The sequence below is a fragment of the Aliinostoc maniaoense genome (assembly GCF_058172895.1).
The window spans coordinates 5,236,471-5,258,099 of sequence record NZ_CP187952.1; the positions used below are offsets into that span (position 1 = coordinate 5,236,471).

19 protein-coding genes are annotated in these 21,629 nt (G+C 40.3%); 9 read left to right on the forward strand and 10 right to left on the reverse strand.

Annotated elements, in window-relative coordinates:
* Positions 1-81 precede the first annotated feature (81 nt).
* Complete coding sequence (locus ACPZ3T_RS22745; RefSeq protein WP_490271727.1) at positions 82-762, forward strand: DUF305 domain-containing protein; 681 nt, start codon at positions 82-84, stop codon at positions 760-762.
* A 106-nt stretch (positions 763-868) separates the two neighbouring features.
* Entirely contained in the window at positions 869-1,360 is a 492-nt protein-coding gene (locus ACPZ3T_RS22750; protein WP_490271728.1) for a DUF1499 domain-containing protein, read from the forward strand.
* A gap of 154 nt (positions 1,361-1,514) precedes the next feature.
* Here ACPZ3T_RS22750 and ACPZ3T_RS22755 read toward each other — a convergent pair whose 3' ends face one another.
* Entirely contained in the window at positions 1,515-1,997 is a 483-nt protein-coding gene (locus ACPZ3T_RS22755; protein ID WP_490271729.1) for a hypothetical protein, read from the reverse strand.
* A gap of 514 nt (positions 1,998-2,511) precedes the next feature.
* Here ACPZ3T_RS22755 and bchB point away from each other — a divergent pair.
* Both bchB and ACPZ3T_RS22765 read left to right on the forward strand, forming a co-directional pair.
* Positions 2,512-4,038 (forward strand): ferredoxin:protochlorophyllide reductase (ATP-dependent) subunit B, encoded by a 1,527-nt coding sequence (bchB, locus tag ACPZ3T_RS22760; RefSeq protein ID WP_490271730.1) that lies wholly within the window; start codon positions 2,512-2,514, stop codon positions 4,036-4,038.
* A 265-nt stretch (positions 4,039-4,303) separates the two neighbouring features.
* On the forward strand, positions 4,304-4,693 hold the full coding sequence (locus ACPZ3T_RS22765; RefSeq protein ID WP_490271731.1) for a hypothetical protein: 390 nt from the start codon (positions 4,304-4,306) through the stop codon (positions 4,691-4,693).
* Here ACPZ3T_RS22765 and ACPZ3T_RS22770 read toward each other — a convergent pair.
* Positions 4,653-5,555, reverse strand: coding sequence for a LysR family transcriptional regulator (locus ACPZ3T_RS22770; protein WP_490271732.1), 903 nt, complete (start codon positions 5,553-5,555; stop codon positions 4,653-4,655). The two genes, ACPZ3T_RS22765 and ACPZ3T_RS22770, sit on opposite strands and share 41 nt — an antisense overlap.
* Positions 5,556-5,671: 116 nt before the next feature.
* On the opposite strand from ACPZ3T_RS22770, the gene ACPZ3T_RS22775 reads away from it, so the two are divergent.
* Positions 5,672-6,475 (forward strand): class I SAM-dependent methyltransferase, encoded by an 804-nt coding sequence (locus tag ACPZ3T_RS22775; RefSeq protein ID WP_490271733.1) that lies wholly within the window; start codon positions 5,672-5,674, stop codon positions 6,473-6,475.
* Between the two features lie 23 nt (positions 6,476-6,498).
* Positions 6,499-7,008, forward strand: coding sequence for a hypothetical protein (locus ACPZ3T_RS22780; protein WP_490271734.1), 510 nt, complete (start codon positions 6,499-6,501; stop codon positions 7,006-7,008).
* Positions 7,009-7,056: 48 nt separating this feature from the next.
* Here the strand turns inward: ACPZ3T_RS22780 and ACPZ3T_RS22785 are convergent, their stop codons facing one another.
* Entirely contained in the window at positions 7,057-8,208 is a 1,152-nt protein-coding gene (locus ACPZ3T_RS22785) for an extracellular solute-binding protein (RefSeq protein WP_490277336.1), read from the reverse strand.
* Positions 8,209-8,341: 133 nt separating this feature from the next.
* On the reverse strand, positions 8,342-8,971 hold the full coding sequence (locus tag ACPZ3T_RS22790; RefSeq protein WP_490271735.1) for a Uma2 family endonuclease: 630 nt from the start codon (positions 8,969-8,971) through the stop codon (positions 8,342-8,344).
* A 391-nt stretch (positions 8,972-9,362) separates the two neighbouring features.
* Between ACPZ3T_RS22790 and blaOXA the strand changes: the two genes are divergently transcribed.
* Positions 9,363-10,211 carry a class D beta-lactamase gene (gene blaOXA / locus ACPZ3T_RS22795; protein ID WP_490271736.1) on the forward strand — a complete coding sequence of 283 codons (849 nt, stop codon included), beginning with the start codon at positions 9,363-9,365 and terminating at the stop codon, positions 10,209-10,211.
* 371 nt (positions 10,212-10,582) lie between these two features.
* On the opposite strand, the gene ACPZ3T_RS22800 is transcribed toward blaOXA, so the two are convergent.
* The 3 genes from ACPZ3T_RS22800 to ACPZ3T_RS22810 form a co-directional block, all read right to left on the reverse strand.
* Positions 10,583-11,914, reverse strand: a complete 1,332-nt coding sequence (locus tag ACPZ3T_RS22800) for a sensor histidine kinase (RefSeq protein ID WP_490271737.1) — start codon at positions 11,912-11,914, stop codon at positions 10,583-10,585.
* A 130-nt stretch (positions 11,915-12,044) separates the two neighbouring features.
* Complete coding sequence (locus tag ACPZ3T_RS22805; protein ID WP_490271738.1) at positions 12,045-12,584, reverse strand: methanogen output domain 1-containing protein; 540 nt, start codon at positions 12,582-12,584, stop codon at positions 12,045-12,047.
* 180 nt (positions 12,585-12,764) lie between these two features.
* Complete coding sequence (locus tag ACPZ3T_RS22810) at positions 12,765-13,850, reverse strand: aromatic ring-hydroxylating dioxygenase subunit alpha (RefSeq protein ID WP_490271739.1); 1,086 nt, start codon at positions 13,848-13,850, stop codon at positions 12,765-12,767.
* Between the two features lie 334 nt (positions 13,851-14,184).
* Here ACPZ3T_RS22810 and ACPZ3T_RS22815 point away from each other — a divergent pair, with 334 nt between their 5' ends.
* On the forward strand, positions 14,185-15,912 hold the full coding sequence (locus tag ACPZ3T_RS22815) for an ABC transporter ATP-binding protein (protein ID WP_490271740.1): 1,728 nt from the start codon (positions 14,185-14,187) through the stop codon (positions 15,910-15,912).
* A gap of 290 nt (positions 15,913-16,202) precedes the next feature.
* Here ACPZ3T_RS22815 and ACPZ3T_RS22820 read toward each other — a convergent pair whose 3' ends face one another.
* Positions 16,203-16,928: a peptidylprolyl isomerase gene (locus ACPZ3T_RS22820; protein WP_490271741.1), complete on the reverse strand. Its 726-nt coding sequence runs from the start codon at positions 16,926-16,928 to the stop codon at positions 16,203-16,205.
* A gap of 441 nt (positions 16,929-17,369) precedes the next feature.
* On the opposite strand from ACPZ3T_RS22820, the gene ACPZ3T_RS22825 reads away from it, so the two are divergent.
* Positions 17,370-18,710, forward strand: a complete 1,341-nt coding sequence (locus ACPZ3T_RS22825) for a PrsW family glutamic-type intramembrane protease (protein ID WP_490271742.1) — start codon at positions 17,370-17,372, stop codon at positions 18,708-18,710.
* Between the two features lie 461 nt (positions 18,711-19,171).
* Here ACPZ3T_RS22825 and ACPZ3T_RS22830 read toward each other — a convergent pair whose 3' ends face one another.
* Positions 19,172-19,810 carry a hypothetical protein gene (locus ACPZ3T_RS22830; RefSeq protein ID WP_490271743.1) on the reverse strand — a complete coding sequence of 213 codons (639 nt, stop codon included), beginning with the start codon at positions 19,808-19,810 and terminating at the stop codon, positions 19,172-19,174.
* Positions 19,811-19,919: 109 nt separating this feature from the next.
* Complete coding sequence (locus ACPZ3T_RS22835; RefSeq protein ID WP_490271744.1) at positions 19,920-21,509, reverse strand: CHAT domain-containing protein; 1,590 nt, start codon at positions 21,507-21,509, stop codon at positions 19,920-19,922.
* Positions 21,510-21,629: the final 120 nt, after the last annotated feature.

Sequence of the window (21,629 nt, forward strand, 5' to 3'; positions counted from 1 at the left end):
TTCATTTTTATTAGTCAAGCTGAATAGTTGAACTATCATAGCTGTTGGCTAACTTGCCTAACTATTTGGAAAATAATATTTATGAGATTCTTAACTTGGAAAACAGGTGTTTTGGCTTTTAGCTTGGTTGTGCTGACAGGTTGTACTACCGCTAATTCCCAAAACTCAAATCCAGAATCCAATGCTACCACTACAAATACCAGCAATAACCAACACACAAATCATGGTGGCATGAATCATAACATGGCAATGGATTTAGGCCCAGCCGATGCTGACTATGATTTACGATTCATTGACGCAATGATTCCCCATCATCAAGGGGCATTAGAGATGGCTGAGGAATTGCTACAAAAATCCACCCGCCCGGAACTCAAACAACTAGCAACTGCTATCATCAAAGCCCAGAAGCAAGAAATTAACGAGATGAAACAGTGGCGAATAAATTGGTATCCCAAAGCAAGTGATCAGCCAATGGCTTATGATGCCAAAATGGGTCACACAATGGCAATGTCGTCTGAGCAAATCAAAGCCATGATGATGAGTATAGATTTAGGCGCGGCTGATGCAGAATTTGACAGCCGCTTTATGAATGCGATGATTCCCCATCATGAAGCAGCAGTTGTTATGGCTGAAGATGCCTTGAAAAAGTCCCAGCGTCCTGAAATTAAAAATTTGGCGCAAGCAATTATCAAAAGTCAAAATACAGAGATTAATCAAATGAAACAGTGGCTGAAAACTTGGTATCAAAATTCTAAGTCTTAAATCCACTGGGTTGATAAAGTGTCTGGTGAAACCGAAACTGGCAAAAGCAACGGGAAATAACGGAAAATAATGGCATAGTATTCAAACTTTGAGGAGTAAACCGATCATGTTCCGTCTCTCACCGGCTTGGACAAAACAACTACTGTGCAATATTACTTGTGTAATCTTCCTGACTTTAACTAGTATTTTCCTACTTCCTGCCCCCACTTGGGCTAACCATTCTGACTTAGGAGTTCAGTTAGGCCATTTGAGTGGGTGTCCGGTGACAGATAACTGTGTCGTCAGTCAAGATGCTGATGCTAAACACGCTATTGATCCTATCCCCTATCATGTAGATCGTGACACAGCACGCAAAACCTTACTCCAAGTTCTACAAGTTGTTCCCCGTACCGAAGTTTTAGAAGAAAAAGAAAATTACATCTATGCCATTTCTAAAAGCCGCATCTTCAAATTTGTGGATGATGTAGAATTTTACTTTCCTCCTAATGAGTCAGTCATTCATATGCGTTCTGCCTCCCGTGTAGGGGAATCTGATCTTGGTGTCAACCGCAGACGTTTAGAACAAATTCGGTTAGCCTTACGGGATTTAAACATTTAATAACTAGGGTAAGTAGAACGACTTGAAAAAAAACAAACCATGTAAAGTAATGTAAAAAAAATTGCATTTAGTTCGTAGTAAGGACTTTAGTCCTCTCATAAGGACTAAAGTCCTTACTACAAACCTTTAATTATTTACACCGTTCTACTTATCTTCACATTCCGGTGTGTAGCCACAGTTGCACCAAGTTAATGAAAGATTCGCTGGTGGGGGAATTGGGATAGGGTTTGGCTGCAAACTGTATGACACCAATTGCAGCCACCATACGCTGATGATAACGCTCTGCCTCATCAGGCGATCGCAAAGACTGTTTATTCCACGATGGGAACACACTCACCAGCGTTCCGTCCTCAAGCTCAATCTGTGACTTAATATACACGCCTTGAAAATTATCAATCCCTGTAAATCTTGGGTCAGGTTTCCAAGTTTGTGCAGTGTAACGCCCAATCAGTTCGACTTTTTGACCATGAAGACGAATTAAATCAGCCCGATTTCTAACGATTTCCAATTGTTTGGTAGGAATTTGATTATGCAACTGAGGTGTTTGGCTTTGGCTAGGTTTAACCACCGCAAATACACTTAATAAAATAGAATTACTTAATACTATTAAAAAAATACCAAACCAACGCAATATCATCTCAATACTTTTTGCGAAAATCCTAACATAATCTCAACCTAAAGCGATCGCACTTTCCCTTCATACACCTTTTCCCCGCAAGGGGACTAATATCGTGTTCGGTTAAAGACTCATAATTAAGACTGCAAGGGGGCAGGGGGAAGAAAGAGTTTTTTGTTTCTGCACAGGTCAGAGAATTATAACTAATTATCCGAACTTGATATAAAACAATACTCAAAGCATCAAATTAAATCCAAGTAGAAAGCACAATCAAAATTGATAACAAAATTTGCTGAACTTTAAGATTCATGTAATTTAAAACCTATGAAGTCGTTTTAAGTGAAACCTGAATCATAATCAGGAAGTAGTTTTGAGCGATCGCCACATCAAAAACCCTCCAAACACCCCACTTCATCAAAGCTGACAGTTTTGGGACAATCCGAAAAAGGCAAAAGGCAAAAGGCAAAACTAAAAAATTTTGAATTTTGAATTTTGAATTGATTTGTCCCCAATCCCCATTTAGGAGAATATATTAATGAAATTGGCTTACTGGATGTATGCAGGCCCAGCACACATTGGTACTCTGCGAATTGCTAGCTCTTTTAAAAACGTCCACGCTATTATGCACGCGCCTTTAGGCGATGATTACTTTAACGTCATGCGCTCCATGCTCTCACGGGAAAGGGATTTTACCCCAGTTACAGCTAGTGTAGTTGACCGTAATGTATTGGCGCGTGGTTCTCAAGAAAAGGTGGTTGATAACATCACCCGCAAAGATGCAGAGGAACACCCAGATTTAATTGTCTTAACTCCTACCTGCACCTCTAGTATTTTACAAGAAGACCTCAGTAACTTTGTCGAACGGGCGCAGATAGAAGCTAAAGGCGACGTGATGCTAGCGGATGTAAATCACTACCGCGTCAACGAACTGCAAGCAGGCGATCGCACTCTCCACCAAATCGTACAATTCTACATTGAGAAAGCCCGTAAAAAAGGCGAACTCCCCACGAGTAAAACCGAAAAACCCTCCGTTAACATCATCGGGATTTCTACCCTCGGTTTCCACAATAACCACGACTGTACAGAACTCAAAAAGTTGATGGCTGATTTGGGAATCGAGGTAAACGCCGTCATTCCTGAAGGTGCGTCAGTTCATGAATTGAAGAACTTACCTAGAGCTTGGTTTAACCTTGTCCCTTATCGGGAACTAGGTTTAATGGCGGCTAATTATCTACAAGCAGAATTTGGTACACCTTACGTAGATATCACCCCGATGGGTGTTGTAGAAACTGCTAGATGTATCCGTAAAATTCAGCAGATAATTAACGAGCAAGGTGCAAACGTTGATTATGAAGAATACATCAACGAGCAAACCCTGTATGTATCTCAAGCCGCTTGGTTCTCCCGTTCCATCGACTGTCAAAACTTAACTGGTAAAAAAGCCGTTGTCTTTGGTGACAGCACCCACGCCGCCGCCATCACCAAGATTTTGTCACGGGAAATGGGGATTCATGTTGTGTGGGCGGGAACATACTGCAAATATGATGCCGATTGGTTTCGGGAGCAAGTCAGCGAATATTGTGATGAAGTGCTGATTACAGAAGATCATGGCGCAATTGGGGATGCGATCGCTCGTGTTGAACCCTCCGCCATCTTTGGCACACAAATGGAACGCCACGTTGGGAAACGGTTGGATATTCCCTGCGGCGTAATTGCTGCACCTATTCATGTACAAAATTTCCCCATAGGATATAAACCATTTTTAGGCTATGAAGGGACAAATCAAATTACAGATTTAATCTACAATTCCTTTACATTAGGAATGGAAGATCATCTATTAGAAATATTTGGTGGACACGATACCAAGGAAGTTATTACTAAAGGAATTTCTGCGGAATCTGATTTGAATTGGACAAAAGATGGTTTAGCAGAATTGAATAAAATTCCTGGTTTTGTGCGCGGTAAAGTGAAGCGAAATACCGAAAAATTCGCCCGCGATCGCGGTATTAAAGATATCTCTGCTGAGGTACTATACGCCGCCAAAGAAGCAGTCGGAGCTTAGTTTCTGATATTAATTGAGAAACTGATGGTGGTAAAGAATGTAAGTCATTATTTACCACTATTTTTATGTTTATAATCATGAAATATAGTGTTATTAATTTTTCCCCTTCTCTACGAGTTAAGTGAGGTACAGACAATATTTTGAAACGCAAAGGGGCGCAAAGTAAAGCGCAGAGGTACGCAAAGATTTGTACCTCACCAGAGTAGAAAATGCTATATTACTCACTACTTATTACTCACTACTTATTACTCATTACTTAATACTCATGACTATGGTAGAAAAAATCAAACTCATGGCTGATTATGGATGTTATCCATTATGGTGGGCTAGTTCTGATCAGGCTGGTGATATTGCCCCTGAAATCCTTCCACTCAGTCAACAAACTATAGACCGTTTAGAAAAATGGGCTAACGATTATAATGCAACATTAAATTGGGAAGATCCTGCTAACTCACCAGACTTGAGTGCGGAGGCTGAAGCAGCTTTTGAGGAAGAAGGAATTAAGTTGTGGAAGCAATTACAAAAAGAACTTGCACCCCATTACGAAATTATCTACTTTAGTGAGTTATTGGGTAAAGTTATCACTAATCCCGATGAATTAGAAGTTTTACGGACTAATGAACTTCCCGAACAATCTCCAAAAACTTATGTATAGTTTGGGATGTATCATTTTTACGCCAAATGATAGCGATCGCTGAAGCTGAGGGGCAACCCATCCCCACTGGTGGTATCGGCTGATGAATATTTTGATACACTACCCCAACCCGTTGCAAATTTTGTAAAGAAGCCGGTACAATTGCCACTCCCATTTCCGCAGCGACTAAACTCACAATAGTTTGCATCTGAATTGCTTCTTGGGCAACATGAGGACTAAAACCAGCTTGCTGACACAAACTAATAATTGCATCATAAAGTGCAGGTGCTAAACTTCTGGGGAATAAAATAAAATGTTCATGCGCCAGAGAAGTTAAATTAACATTAGATTGGTTTGCTAACGGATGATTTGCAGGCAATGCAACCATCAGGGACTCTTGAAAAATTGTCTCCCAGCTAAATGTCACTTCCTCCACTGGGGGACGTATAAATCCTACATCTAGCCGATGCGATCGCAACCATTCTAACTGCTGATCTGTAGTCAACTCATGCAAATCCAAGCTTACACCAGGCACTTGCTTACGAAAACACCGCAGAATATTAGGCAAAATATTATACGCTGCTGAACTGACAAAACCAACCACTAACTGTCCGAGTTCACCCCGATGGGTTTGTTTTCCTAATTGAATAGCTTGGTGCAACTGCTTCATAATTTGCTGCACTTCCGCTAAAAATATCTGCCCTGCTTCCGTTAACTGCACATTTCGTTTTGTACGGTGAAATAATTCAAAACCTAATTCTGTTTCGAGTTGGCGAATTTGTTGACTTAGGGGAGGTTGGGCAATGTGCAATTTTTCTGCTGCCCTGCCAAAGTGCAGTTCTTCCGCCACGGTGACAAAATACCGCAGGTGTCGCAATTCCATCTTTGACAGCAACTCATATATTTTAAGTCTTACTAATAGCATAAAAACATATTGGACATTATTAAAAATCTTTTTTAATCTGATGATTAAGCAGTCACCAAAAAATTAACAACATCATGAATAATTATGTGCATTTCCCAAACTCTTGGGATGCAGTATTGTATGAAAATCAGCACAACTTTGTTTGGAAATACGGGGAAGAATTACTACAATTACTCAATCCCCAGCCAAAAGAATTAATTTTAGATTTGGGTTGTGGAACTGGACAACTCACAGCCAAAATTGCCGAGTCGGGGGCGGAAGTGCAGGGAATTGATAGCGCAGTGACGATGATTGAAAAAGCTAGACAGAACTATCCCTATCTCAGTTTTGCTGTTGCTGATGCCCGGAATTTTGTAGTAGAACAGCCATTAGATGCTGTCTTTTCTAATGCTGCACTCCATTGGATTCAACCGCCAGCCGCCGCTATCAACTGCATATATCAAGCACTCAAACCAGGAGGACGATTTGTAGCTGAATTTGGCGGTAAAGGCAATATTCAAGCCATCATCACCGCTTTATATGCCGCTTTAGTTGACATTGGTATTTCTCAACCACAAACCCTTAACCCTTGGTACTTTCCAAGTATAGGGGAATACGTTAACATATTAGAAGCACAGGGATTTAATGTGATTTATGCCACCTTATTTCACCGTCCTACTCCCCTATCAGACACAGAAGCAGGTTTAGCAAACTGGATACAGATGTTTGCCGATAACTTCTTTGTTGGGCTATCTTCCCAACAGAAAACCCAAGTTATTCATCAAGTAAAAAACACTCTGCGATCGCCTAAGTTACAATGCAGCCCATCGCCAGTTGATCACGAAGGCACTTGGATAATAGACTACCACCGGATTCGGATCATAGCTATGAAAATTTAACTCAAATACTAGTGAGTTTATTTATGCTGAAATACAAATTACTATCATTACTAACCATAACTCTCAGCCCTGTTTTTCTGTTATCAAATGCACCCTCAATAGCTGAAACTGCAATAATTCCCAAATTTTCTGATGCACCTCTCAACCTAGAATTACTAAATAACCCCAAAGGCGATGTAGTGACAGCGAACACCATTAAATTAACAGGGTTAACGACTCCTAGCTTATGGTTAGCGCAAGAAATTTCCGAGAACAAATTATTAGATAATTGGATAGCATATCCAGCTACTACCACAGAACCCAGTAGAGTAGACCTAGTAGTTAATCAACAAATTTGGACTTTGTTAGATTATCTAGAACGTTATGAATTTGTGAATCGTTTAGGCAACACAGCCAGGAAGGACAATTATAATCTGCGGGTTTTTAATTATCAAGGTGATTTATTAGCAACCTATACCTGTAACTTTCAGACTAATCCTAATCCCTGTAACATCCAAATGAACGTTCAGTATAAATTAGGTGCAAACCCTTAAAGGTTTGTAGTAAGGACTTTAGTCCTTTTTGGAGAACTAAAGTTCTTACTACGAGCCTTTAATTTTAGCAAATAAAGTTTCATACTTTTTATGATTTTCTGGTGATAAAGGCAGCAGAAATTCACTTTTACTAAAAATTTCACTATTATTTAGTAACAAACTAGCAAATGCTCCCTCAATATCAGAAGCCGGAATATCTTTAACAATTGGAGAATTACTTTTAGTCTGTAAACTTATTTGTTTAGCAATATTTGGTTGCCAACAAAAATCAATCCATTGCGATGATAAATTCTCCTTCCCTGCACCCTTGGGACTCACCCACACATCAGCCCAAATAGCTGTTCCAGAACGGGGAATCACCATGCTCAATTGTGGATAACGACTTAAAATTGGTACTATATCACTTGACCAACCCACCGCTAACCAAGTGTCCCCAATAATTAAAGGTTCTAGGTAAGTATTAGAACTGTAGAATTTTACTTGTTGGTTTAAAGCTTGGAGTTCTGCTGCCAATTCTGGCACCGCATCGAGATTTTCAGTGTTGTAGGATTTACCTAGCTTCTTGAGAACTAAACCAATCACTTCTCTAGGTTGGTTGAGTAAAGAAAAATGCGATCGCATTTCTTCCCGCCACAAATCACTCCAATCCTCTGGTTGCCATCCTAATCCTTTAAACTTCTCCCGATTATAGACAATGACTGTACTACCCCAACGGTAAGGCGCAGCCCAAACTTTGCCTTGGGGATCTAAAAAACCTTGATCATTGCGTGTTACTAATTGTTGCCATCTAGCATCTAAACTCGACCAATTTTTTAACTGGGATAATTCTATTGGTTGAATTAATTGCTGTGCAATTGCCGTTTGTAGCCAATAATCCCCCAATGTCATCAAGTTAGCTAACTCAGCACTCTGGGATTGTCTAAATGGTATCAACCGACTCCACCAACTATCTTGTTTATTCTGGGGTTGCTGCTGCCAAGTTTGCAATTGCTTAAAAGCATCTGCAATTTGCGACACTGGCGAAAACTTCATTTCTACCTGTTGTTGCAAATTCTTGCGAAATTTATCAACTACTTGACCAGGAATAGAATCTTTCAATAGCTGCACATTCAGTTTTGCTTGCTTGTTGTTACTGCACCCAATTAACAACTGCGAAACTGCCAAGCCACCAATACTGACAAGAAAAGATCGTCGATTAATCAATTGATGATGATACATATCTGTAGTTGGACAAAATTAAATTCAGTCGTTGAGAGAGGGAACAGAGTTAGGGAAACAGGGAACAGAAAAATCAGTTAGCCATGCCCTTAAGAGCAATTATGTCCTTCTTGTACTAGGACTGTGGATTGGCCGATGCAAAAATTTGTTCAGCAGTCAGAGCTAAGTCTGGAAAAGTTAACGATTCGATGCGATCGCCATTTCGGTACTGCTTAACTTGGTATTCCCCTTCAAATAACGAGTAAATTGAGATAGTTGCTTGTTTAGGATTGCCAATAAATTTTCTACCACCCAAAGCCGCATAGTCTACAATCCAGTATTCGGGAATACCGATAGCCTCGTACTGACCAAGCTTGGTAAAGTAATCATCGCGCCAGTTTGTGCTGACAACCTCTATAACTAATGGAATTGATGACGGTTGACTAACTGTTGATTTACTTCTCCACAAAGGCTCATTGACTAAATTGAGGCTATTCAATAACAGTAAGTCCGGTAAGAAAGCAGATTCACCTTCAGATGATTGAACAAACCCCATTTTAGGAATATCATAGGGTTTTGAAAGACGGGCGCACTCCAGCAAAATTTGCTTGATCAAAAACGCGATCAGTAATTCATGATCTCCTGTTGGTGGCGGCATTTGCTTGATAAATCCATTATGCAGTTCGTAACGAAACTGCGTTGAATTAGCAGGATACCAGTCTAGAAACTGGTCAACGTTAATAGTAATTGGTAGCGATTGAATCATTTATCTACCTCCATTTTTCATTAAAACACCTATCGCTTGGATGGGTGGGTGACACAACTGGAACGAAATAATAGGAATTTCATGCAAAGATATACTTTTAAGTATGGGGTTGACTACACCCTACACCCTACACCCTGTTCACGGTGTTCCTTGTTTGATTTTCCAGTGTAATCAACAAAAGATATAGGAATGAGATTTGATTTCTGAAAAAATTTAAGTATATGTAGGGTGCGTTACGGCTTACGCCTAACACACCGATGGCCTTGGTGCTAGGTGTTGTAATCTCGCTGCTAACACAACGGCAATATTGCAGGAGGAAAATCCACACTGCAATTTGCCTCCCCTACGTATCTACGTATCTGTTCAAGAATCAAGTAGTAATCCTATAGTTATGCCTGAAAACCGACAAAAACGCCTAATGATCACTGCTATTGGTGCATTAGTAACATATTTAACAATCAGCATTTTACCAGATGTATCTGCACACTCTCAGACACCTCAGAAGCCTACAGTGACTATGAATGTTGACCTCGGACGTTCATTTAATCAACTGGGTGTTCAAGGTTCTATTCTAATTTACGATCGCAACAACAAAAACTTTTATCAACATAACCCCTGGCGCAACTCACAAGCCTTTCTTCCCGCTTCCACTTTTAAAATTTTCAACTCTCTTGTTGCCTTAGAAACTGGCGTAATTCCCAATGACGTAGCTATTTTGACTTGGGATGGTATTCAGCGCGACTTCCCAACCTGGAATCAAGACACCAATATCCGCCAAGCCTTCAAAAATTCTACAGTATGGTTTTATCAAGTGCTGGCTCGAAAAATTGGTTATCAACGGATGCAGCAATTCATCCAGCAAGCCAACTATGGCAACCGTAACATTGGCACACCTGAGCAAATTGACCGATTTTGGTTAGCAGGGCCGTTGCAAATTACACCCAGACAACAAATTGATTTTCTCCAACGTCTTCACCGCCAAGATTTGCCCTTCTCACAACGTACTTTAGATTTAGTGCAAGACATCATGATTTACGAACGCACCCCAAACTACATACTACGAGGCAAAACAGGTTGGGCAACCAGTCTCAGCCCTAATATTGGCTGGTTTGTCGGATATTTAGAACAAAACAATAATGTATATTTCTTTGCTACCAATATTGATATACGTAATAATGAGCAACTTCCGGCGCGTATTGAAGTGACTCGCCGCAGTCTCAAAGCTTTAGGATTGCTATGAGTTTGTCCACTCAGAGAACACCCCAAGGCGAACTGCATAACGTGGATACAATGCAACCTACACAGATAAACCTCAAGAACTAGACAAGCCAAAATCTCAAAATAATTGGTGTCAATTTATACGATTTTAATTTTCTTTAGTCGATATACTCATGATTAGGTTCTACCTGGGAAATGTGAAGTGGCTTTGCCACTTCTTTTTATTTGAGCCGCACCACCAACTAGAAGTGGATTCTAGCTTACCACGCTCCCGGTTTAGATAATTCTCGTTTGAGTGATCAAGGTCAACTGATACACGCACCAACCATCAAAGATTTAGAACCAAGAAATAATGCTATGTCTGCTACTAAAGAAGCAAATTGACTTTGACAGCTACCCAATCGGTAACTCAATGCTAAATTCAGTTCCCCAACCTGGATCAGATATCACGCTAATTTTACCATTATGGCTCTCAATGATTTGGTAACTAATTGATAATCCTAATCCTGTTCCTTTACCGATAGGCTTGGTGCTGAAGAAGGGATTAAATATTTGATGCTGAATCTGGCTAGGTATTCCGTTACCGTTATCCTTGATGTGAATAGCAATTTTGCGATCGCCTAATTTCTCTGTGCGAATCCAGATCCGACTAGAATGATTTTGATTTGCTGCTGGGGATGACTTGCTGTCGGTTAGAGAACATCGCAATTTTTCAGCTTCTTCTAAAGCATCAATCGCATTATTCAGGAGATTCATAAATACTTGATTAAGTTGCCCAGGAGAACAATCAACCAAAGGCAATTCGCCATATTCTTTAATTACTTCAATACCAGAATGCTGAGTGTTAAAGTTGAGGCGACTTTGTAAAATCATTAATGTTGCTTCTAAACCTTCATGAATATCAACTGGCTTGAATGTTGCTTCGTCTAATCGAGAGAAGTTTCGCAAAGATTTCACCATCTCAGCAATACGTTGGCAACCTGTTAACATTGACTGGAGCAATTTCTTAATATCTTGTTCGAGAAAATCAAGCTCTAGAGATTCAATTTCCTGCTGAATTAGTTGGCTAGGATGGGGATATTCTTGCTGGTAAAGATGAATTAGTTTGATTAAATGATCATAGTATTCACTAGCATGATTCAGATTCCCATGAATAAAGCTAATCGGATTATTAATTTCATGGGCAATTCCGGCAACTAACTGTCCTAACCCAAACATCTTTTCTGTTTGGACAACTTGCAACGCATTTTGAAGTTTCATCATAGTTTGTTTCAGGGTTTCATTCGATTGCGCTAGTTCTACCTGAATACGTTGGCGTTGTTGAATTTCTTGACTCAGTGCATGAATTTTTTGGTTAAGTACAACAAATTGATTATTCGTTCGCTTTTCTAAGCGAAGTAAATTAATAGCTGGACTTTCTGGCGAGCGCGGTTGGATGACAGCACCTTGAATACGACAAGCAATTCCTTCTCCCTCGGCTTGATGAATGGTGAAAGCTCCCAAAATCATTTGACGACTGCGGGAGCAAGCTTGAAGATAGTCACTCACTTTCTCTGGAAAATCAGTAACAAATTCCCTGAGATCCTGACCAATCATGGCTTTACTGGTTTTCTTAAAAAGTCTCGCAGCAGCATGATTAACTGCTAAAATTTCACCTGCGCTCGTGACTAGCAGTAGAGGGTCTGGTAAAACCTGGGTAAATATTAAAAATTGATCAGGTATCATGATTTTGAAATATTGAAATATTGAAGCAGGATATTTGCTAGAACACTAACGGTCATGTTTTCAGAATCAACTGCAACTGGGACAGATTCCAGGGAGAAAGTATGGTCAACAAATATCCCGCTTGTTACTGCTAGTCTAGTTTGAAGTATTCTTGTCCTGTAAACTCATGGAATGCTTCATTAGGTTTGAGATAAATCACGACTTTGCATTCCTGTGCGCCTCTGGCGATTGTGTCTTGTAACTCGACCCTAGCATAGCCGAGATTGTCAGCTGCGATCGCGCCAAAGATATTAGATGTCATCACACACATGGCTTCGCGCCCTTCTACCTCTTCTGCAAAGGGACATTTGCGATTCCCTAAAACGATTTTTTCATCGCTTTCTTCAATTACGTAAAAATCACCTTGAATCCGGCGTTTCCAATCTACCAGAACCGCAGTTACCTGCTCACGAGAAAGGTTTGATACTTGCAAAGCATTATGATACAGCTCATTGACGTGCTGACCTGTTCGATAGCCAACTACATTTAAAAAACCTGCTGCCTCTTCAATACCAACGACATCCTGTAAAGTTCCAGCCAATTCTCGAATGATAGAGCGCAAAAACTGATCACGCTCTATGGGTAATTCTAAGGATTCTATTTGATTATTGCTCGAAGATGTCTGAACCATGATGGAGTTATTTCCTGGATATTTTAACCTGAGTTCGGGATAAGCTAAGAATATTTTTCCCTAACTAGTTACAAAACTCACATCAAATTCAGCTAACTTACTGCTAAGTGGATGAGAACGCAAATTCAGCATTCTTTTTTAAACTGGTAGAAATCCACAAAAGCTACTCCATACTCCCGCTTAATCATTAGTCATAGCATCTCGCCATTTTTCTTGATTTTCCTTCATTTCAGCTTCAGGCGATCGCGCTAATAACCACGTCTTCCATCGCAAGGGTTTTTGTCGTTCTATGTGGCTTATTAACTGCATAATAGATACATCTGCTTTGATGGGAGTCTTTAAATCAAAGTTAATTCTCTGCAAAATTTCAGCATCATCCTCGATAAATTGCTGAATCAATATCTGAGTCAACCACAAAACAAAGCGATTGTATAACCAACCCCCAAATCCCTGCCGTTTCTTAGTTAAAAATATAGTCTGAATCTGAGATTTTCCATCATCAAGCATCCGTATCGTCAACATAATATATAAATGCAGAAAAGCTGGCCCTACAGTAATTGTGAAAGTGCTGCCATACCAATAGGAAATACTATAAAGACTATTTTCATGCAAAGGACGCAGTAATTTCAACAATCCCTCATTTTGAGGGTTGTGGTTATGCTTAGTAAAAATAATCGCATTTTGACTTAATTCCTGTCTTTCAAATTTAATATCTAACGGTAGTTTATGCACAGTAAGAAAGTGTTGCACGTCAATGGAATTAATCATGACTATGTGAGGGTGACAGTTCATTAATAACCGAGAACCAAGAACACTTTCACACTCATGAAACTCTAATTCTGGGACAAAAGGTATAGGTTGCCTAGGACTTTCACCAGTCCAAACCCAGATTAAGCCATATTTTTCTACCGTAGGCCAAGTTTTTAATTTTAAGGGGAGAGGTTCTTCTAAACAAGGAATTTCTACACATATTCCCTGATTATTAAACTGCCAGTGGTGAAAAGCACAACGGATATTATTACCTTCTACTTTACCTTGTGCCAAATCAGCACCCATATGTGGACAGTAGGCATCAACAATTACAGGTTGTCTATCTTCACCACGATAAATTACTATTTTTCTGCCTAAAATTGTCATAGGTTTTACATCACCTACAAGCAAATTTTTAGCAGGTATTACCCAATACCATCCTTCAATGAAACGCTCATGATTATTGAAAGTTTTAGGTTTACGAATTGGTTGAAGAGACTGATTATTATCATCCATTTTTCAGGTTTCACTGATAAGTGAAGCGGTTGCTCTACAAATAACATGAGCATTTCTGAAAAACAGTTATTTTAAGTACTTGATAATTTCCAAATACAGCAGCCAAGTCGCTTTGCTCTAATTCAAAATTCAAAATTCAAAATTCAAAATTAAATACCCCACGGATAAATCCGGGTGCTTGAACCAAGTGTTTAATATCTTCCCGTACACCCCTACACCCCTACACCCCTACACCCCAATACCCTACACCCTACCTTTGCTAAATTCAGTGTGAGAAACTACCCAAAAGCTGGTAGCGTCTAACAATGGAGAATATATTTGTGGATGTGACAGCTTGAAAACTCGCTCTAATTACTGGCAACTGCTGCCCTATATTAGACCCCAGTGGCAGAATATTATTAAGGGTTTAGTCGGCATTTTGGGATATGTGCTGGCGACTTTAACGTTAATTAATTTTGCGGGAAAGTTAGCTGATCCTTTTGGTCAAGGTAATGTCATAGCGATCGCACAATTAGCCGCAATTTTGGCTTTGGTGTTTCTGGTACGGGGTGTTTTTCAGTCTGTGCAAGACATTTATATGTCAAAAGCCGCTTTAAGAGTCGCTTTCTATCTCCGCAAGCAAATATACACCCATTTACAAAGGTTAGATTTAAGCTATTTTGCAACTGCTAAGGCTGGTGATTTATCTTACCGTCTCACCGAAGATATTGACCGCATCGGAGAAGTAATTAATAAACTGTTTCACGACTTTCTCCCCTGCGTTTTGCAGTTGATAGCTATCCCTATCTATATGATTTACCTCAATTGGCAACTCACCTTAGCGACGGTGATAGTTGCGCCATTGATGGGGGTGTTAATTGGTTGGTTTGGTGAGCGTTTACGTAAATATGCCCTTAAAAGCCAAAAGCGCGTATCAGATTTATCAGCAATTCTCACGGAAGTTTTTAGCGGTATTCGTCTAGTACGAGCTTTTGCCGCAGAAAAGTACGAAGTTGCCAGATTTAGCCAGGAAGCAGAACGCAGTTTTCAAGCCAAGTACTCAGCCGAACGTCTCAAAGCGGTGCAGATTCCGATTATCGGATTTTTGGAGGCCTTGAGTGCTTTATCTTTAATTTTGGTGGGAGCATGGCAAATTCAACAACGCAATTTAACAGTAGCGGAATTTTTTAGTTACTTAGCCGCAGCCGGGTTATTAATTGACCCCATTGGTCATGTCACCAACAATTACAACGAATTTAAGCAAGGGGAAGCCTCTGTAGACCGCATTTTTGAACTGATGGCGATGCAGCCAACGGTAATAGAAAAACCCAAGGCGATGAATTTACCACCAATTCAGGGCAAAGTCGAATACTCTCATATTAGTTTTGCTTATCAGCCAGGGGAAGCCATTTTAAAAGATATTAACTTATTAGTGATGCCAGGGGAAGCGATCGCTCTCGTCGGTGCGTCTGGTGCTGGTAAAACTACCTTTGTGAATCTTCTCCCCCGTTTCTATGACCCCACCAATGGTCAAATTTTAATTGATGGTGTAGATATTCGAGATGTGTCTTTAGAGAGTTTGCGGCGACAAATTGGCATAGTTCCCCAAGAAACCATCATGTTTTCTGGGACAGTAGCCCAAAATATTGCCTTTGGACAACAGTCTTATGATTTAGCAGCCGTTGCCGAAGCCGCAAAAATTGCCAACGCCCATCAATTTATTACCCAACTACCAGAAGGTTATCAAACTTGGGTAGGCGAGAGGGGCGTAAATTTATCTGGGGGACAAAGACAGAGAATAGCTATTGCCCGTGCTGTATTACTTAACCCAAAAATCTTGATTTTAGATGAAGCCACATCGGCCTTAGATTCTGAGTCAGAAGCCTTAGTACAACAAGCCTTAGAAAGACTCATGCAGCAACGCACAGTATTTATTATTGCCCACCGCTTGAGTACAGTCAGAAAATGCGATCGCATTTTAGTACTAGAACGGGGACAAATCGTAGAATCAGGCACTCATGAAGAATTATTAGCCCTTGAGCGTCGCTATGCCAAGTTTTATACTCAGCAATTTAGTCAATAGGAATGGGGCTAATCAATTCAAAATTCAAAATTCAAAATTCAAAAATTTTGGGTATAGGGCATTGGGCATGGGGAATGGTGTAAAATTTTTTCCTACACCCCACCTACGCTTTGATCTAAGTAGAACGGTGTAAATAATTAAAGGTTTGTAGTAAGGACTTTAGTCCTTAATTAAGAGAGGACTAAAGTCCTTACTACGAACTAAATTCATTTTTTTTACATTACTTTACATAGTTTGGTTTTTTCAAGTCGTTCTACTTAATTACGTTAGCGGAGCGGGACGTTAGTCCATTACGAATTAGGAATTACGAGTTGTTTTTGCTGTTCCTGCAACCAACTTTCAAACAATTCATTCAAAAGTCGTGCCTTCATGGGTTCATCTAATTGGGCTGGGATAAATTTCTCGACCCGGACAATGACTAACCACTCGGCAATGCGGGCTGGGGTTGAAATTTGACCTGGTTGACAATTAGTCAGTAATTGTACCATTGCGGGATGGAGTGTGTTTAGTTCTACCGGCCCCACCAGACCCCCAGTTTGAGCTTCTGGGCCTTTTGAGTATTTCTGTGCTACGTCTGCAAAGGATTGTTCCTTTGCTTGCAGACGGAAATAAAGTTCTTGGGCTAGTCCAGTATCTTGAGTCCGCAGTAGAGAATAAATTACTTTATCTAGTTTTCCCTTCAACTGAAAGAAATGCGATTCTAGTTTGTTACCCCAAGTAACTTGTTTAAATTTTTCTAGTTTTAATTTACGAGCAATAATATGATCTAATTGTTCGGTACTCAAACTTTGTTGCGCCATCCATGCTTGAATATCGGCTGGTTGTGTTAACTGTCTTTCAGCATAAAAACGCTGTTTAGCTTGGGTAATTTCTTCAGGATTGCAGTCTATAGGTGTTATTGCCTCGTCAATAATTAATTCCCGTAGTAGTTGCGGCAGCAGTTGGTAGTTAGCGAGTAAGGGAATAATTTCACTAGCCTGGATTTTCCTATTACCGATTTGAAGCACTTCAGTCATAGTCTATTGGCTTTGGCTGTTGATTGTACTAAGCTAATGGGCGGCTAAGTTGATAAATAATTTTTGTCGTCATTAACTGTTCATTGTTGAGAGTCAATGGTCAGCAAAGAATTACAGAGGATAAATATTACTATAAATTAGTTCATATCTGTACATATTTATGTATATCATGATTGTCAAAACTTATGAGGTATATAATCCCATTGAAATATCTTATCAACAAAGTACAAAGGATACTTTTTGCAGTGGAAATCCTTGGCACAATTAATAAAAATAATTGGGTGAAAGAATTTTAAATTTTGAGTGAGCTAATTTTGAATTTATTCCCATAGAGTAAAGCTATAGTGTACTTAGCAATGCTGCTGTTCGTGTGGCTGAGGTTAAGCCCTACTGCCAAGGTATTTATTTGTGGATTAGTTTGGAAAGACACTCTCTAACTCGATGACAGGCAAAAACGCAAGACATAGTGCTTTTCTGAGGCTAGTGTCTGGTAATGGAGAAGCATTTGGGTCAGAATCTCGCTACTCGCTTACCAGTAAAGAAGCAGTAATTGGACGTGACCCCAGCTGCCAAGTTGTCTTGGATGCGATGATGTACAGGATGGTTTCCCGTCGTCATGCTGTGGTTCGTCCCGTTGCTTCGTCCCCAGATAGCAAATTTAGCTGGGTACTTTGTGATTTGAATAGTGCTAATGGTACTTATTTAAATGGGCAAAGGTTGTATGGATGTCAGGAACTACACCCAGGCGATCGCATTGCCTTGGGTGCTGATGGGCCACAATTTCTATTTGAGTATGCAACTGCACCTCAACCGACGGTAATCACCAACCAAGTTGCACCGCTACCATCAGCGAAAAATCCCTCTCAATCAAAGCCTGATGCTGTCAGCTTTACCCAACTGTTTCCGATTATTTCCACTGGTAAGGATTTAACTCGTAAAGCTTACCTTGTACCCGGAATCCTCACAGTTATATTTGTGGTGCTGATGTTTGCTACGGTAGGCCAGCCACAAGCTAATCAGGTAATTGTCGCTACTTACATCGCACTGGCTGCTTACTATTTCATTTATCAACTGTGTGGTAAACCGAAGCCTTGGTGGATGCTCGTAGGTGCAGCTTTATCTACGATTATCATCTTGCTGAGTCCTATATTAAGTTTATTTATTTTCATTTTCCGTGATCTCCTCCCTGGTACTGTACCGCCAATAGATCAGCCTGTCACCAGTCTGACAGAATTATTTGTGCGCTACTTTTTTGGTGCAGGGTTGATGGAGGAATTACTCAAAGCTTTGCCAATACTCGGTGCATATCTGACAGGTTTATTACTCCCTTCGCCTTGGCGCGAACGTATAGGAGTCTGGGAACCGTTAGATGGCATTCTCTTAGGAACTGCTTCTGCTGTGGGTTTTACTTTGGTGGAAACTTTAGGTCAATATGTTCCAGCCGTATCTTTACAAGCTGGTTCAGAGGTAGGGTTACAGGTTTTGATTGCGAGGATTTTGGGTTTACCAGCCGGACACATGGCTTACAGTGGTTATCTGGGATATTTCATCGGCTTGGCTGCACTCAAACCCCGTCATGCTACACAAATTCTCGCGGTTGGTTATCTGAGCGCGTCCGCACTTCATGCTTTGTGGAATACCGCCGGACACAGTAATAATTTACTATTAGTTGTTGTTGGTGTGTTATCTTACGCTTTTTTGATGGCGGCGATTCTTAAGGCTAGGGCATTATCACCAACGCGATCGCAAAATTTCGCTACTCGGTTTCTTGGGCCAAAATAGCTTTAGCACTGCCAAAGGAAAGTCAAAAGTCAAAACATGATTGCTTTGCTTGTCTCCTGGGCTTTTTTCCTGTCTATATTTATGTCTTGGGATAGATACCAGAATGTATTAATTACTTTATAGTTAGCTTACTGTGGCATACGTTTGTTAAAAACAAATGATAGTTAATACCAAGAATGCCACGAAAGCTTTTTCTGTGAGCCAAATCATAATTCCTCTGCTAATTTACTATTAATCTGATAGCAGGTCACAGGGAACAGGAGACAGGTTATAGTCTTTTTCCTGTCTAATACCAATTTGAACAATGATGGCGACAAATGGATTTCTGAACAGCTTATCAGTAAAGCATTCCCAAATCCCAAATCTAAAATCCAAAATGGTATAAAATTGATCACCTGTTGATGTCTTCAACATTTTGGCTGTGGTTATAAAAATATAGAATCCAAAAATTGAGATATTAATTAAGCTTCTGACTCAACTTGATTGAGTTGTTGAAGAGCATAATAAGCGATCGCCATGCTCATTTTTGCTTGTTCTATTTCTGATAAAGCTGTCCAATCTTCGACATTTTCAACTACACAACCGATGTTTTGTGGTTCACTACGCATTGCATAGGCATAAGGACGGGCTAAAATTGACAGATCGTCTGCTTCCCAAGTAGGTAGTACAGCTTGCACACACTCTATCAATTGCTCACCTAAAGTTTGTTGAGATGCAACAATTGTTGTGGCTTTAGCTGCGATCGCATTTAGCCAATTTTGAGGGATTTTAGCCGCAAAAGCTTTTTGTAAATTTTCTTGAAGATTGCTCAGGGCAGACACAATTGTATTACACTTGTAATATGGTGATTGTTCCACCTGTAACCAGAGGTTATCTAATTGATGAAAAAAAGCGTGGGATCTGCTAGTGAGTTCTTCTTCTAGCACCTCTGCCAAAGGAAACTGTTGTTCTAATTCATCAAAATATGCGTCTGATTCATCATCTGCGGGATTCCAAGGATAGGTAGCATCTTCAGGTTCTAACAAAGCTGCTAGCAATTCTAATTCCACTTGAGATGTGAGAGCATGACTAGTATCTGAACCGTTAATTTGATGAGTCATTGATTGCTTCCTCATGAAGTAGTTTAGGGATATTGAGAGCTACACTTGTTAAATTCTATTTTCCGCAAAAAAGAATTTTATTCTCTCTTGTGGGGGAAAGCCTGATGCTTCAAGAAATTTCTGAATCTTGAATAATAAACTCCCAAATTTCTCCTCTAGAACTCCCAAACTTTAACTGCATTCCTGATTGTAATGGTACTTCCTCCCGGAGTATTTGTTGCCAACCATTAGTACCTAAATACCAGGTTGTACCGTAGGTAGAGAAATCTTGCAAGTAATAACTTCTCATGGGAGTTGTGCCGTTAAAATTATTGCGACAGAGAATTTCGGCGTGTCGTTTAGAAACGGAAGGTTCGGAGATCACGATATCATTATCTCTAGTGCGACCAATGCGGGTGACACCAATTCTTAAAACCCAAGAACGACCACCGGGAGAAAGCGATCGCAAACAAGCCACAGGTACAGAAACATCTATATTAGGAAGGATTGTATCTGGTAATTCTGTCACACCTTCATCAATACCTTTAATTAATTCCCCATCAAAATCTGGATGTAGGAAAAGAACAGGTAAAGTCCAAGCGGGTTGATTGTATTTATATACTGTTAAAAGTTCTTGCCTAGCTTCCGCTACCGCTTCATCAATTGGTTTACGTAACCGTAAAGCTTTAGCAAACACTTGGATAAAACTGTGACTTTCACGATCAGCAATTTCATCCCGCATTCCCAACACCGCCGGCACACCATGACGAATTAAAACTTCTGCCAAGCTACTGGCGGGAATAGCTTGATGATTAATCGCTGCTGGTTGCGCTCCCCAACAGGCATTAAAGACTGCCAATTTCACCGCACTCCGAGTTAATACTTGGGCTAATTCTATACCGTTGAGTGTCATGTTAGGGCGCAAAAATAACAGGCCGCCGTCGGGATTGGGTAAACCGTGACCAGCATAGAAAAACACATTATATGCTTTAGTTTCTAACTCTTGAATTAACTCTTGGGGACTTGGTTGCAGCAGTGTTTTTACTGTACAAGAGGCATACTTTTGACCATAGCCACCAGATTGACCACCACTTAAAAGAGTTTCTTCCAGGATGGCAGCTTCTTGTTGCAATTGTAGGTTTTGATCGTGACCGAGAACCAAGAGAATTTTTAGAACTTGATCAGTACGTAACTGTGGTAAGTGTTCAACTTCGCTGGTGGTGCGGCTAAACAGTAAATCTGGAGACAGAGACATAGCTGGTTTCCCAGGTTCTCGCTGCATGATTTCCCAAGGCAAGGCAATGAGATCCGGATCGCGGATTTCCAAGCGAAATCTCAGCCGTGTTTTTTGACCGATTGCTATGCCACGACTGCGTTCTAGACTACCGAGAATTGAGCCTTCAAACACCCAACGCCAAAGATTAATACCCAGGTATTGCATCAAACGACTGCCGTAACCGGTATTTTGTCCACTAGAGGGTGCAACTAAATTCATCGGCAGTTGATTGACTGAGCGATGAGTTGAGCTTGTAGAAATATTAATACCGCTATGACCAGCAAACATTTGTTGCCACTCTTGCCAAACTTGAGTGAGTTCAGCCGGCCATACACAGTCACGTAAAACGTAGCCACTGGGATAGGGAGCTTTAACCACCCAAATGGCGAAACTATCATTGCCGGTATTGATGAGACGGGCGATCGCCAGGTTCAGGGATGGCATGGATTCATGACACTAACAGGTAAACACAGTTGAATTGCACCAAGAATTTCTAAAAAAATCCTGATCTTAATAAATTATAAGTTTAGTTATTATCTGTATTATTTCAGCTTTTTACCAGTT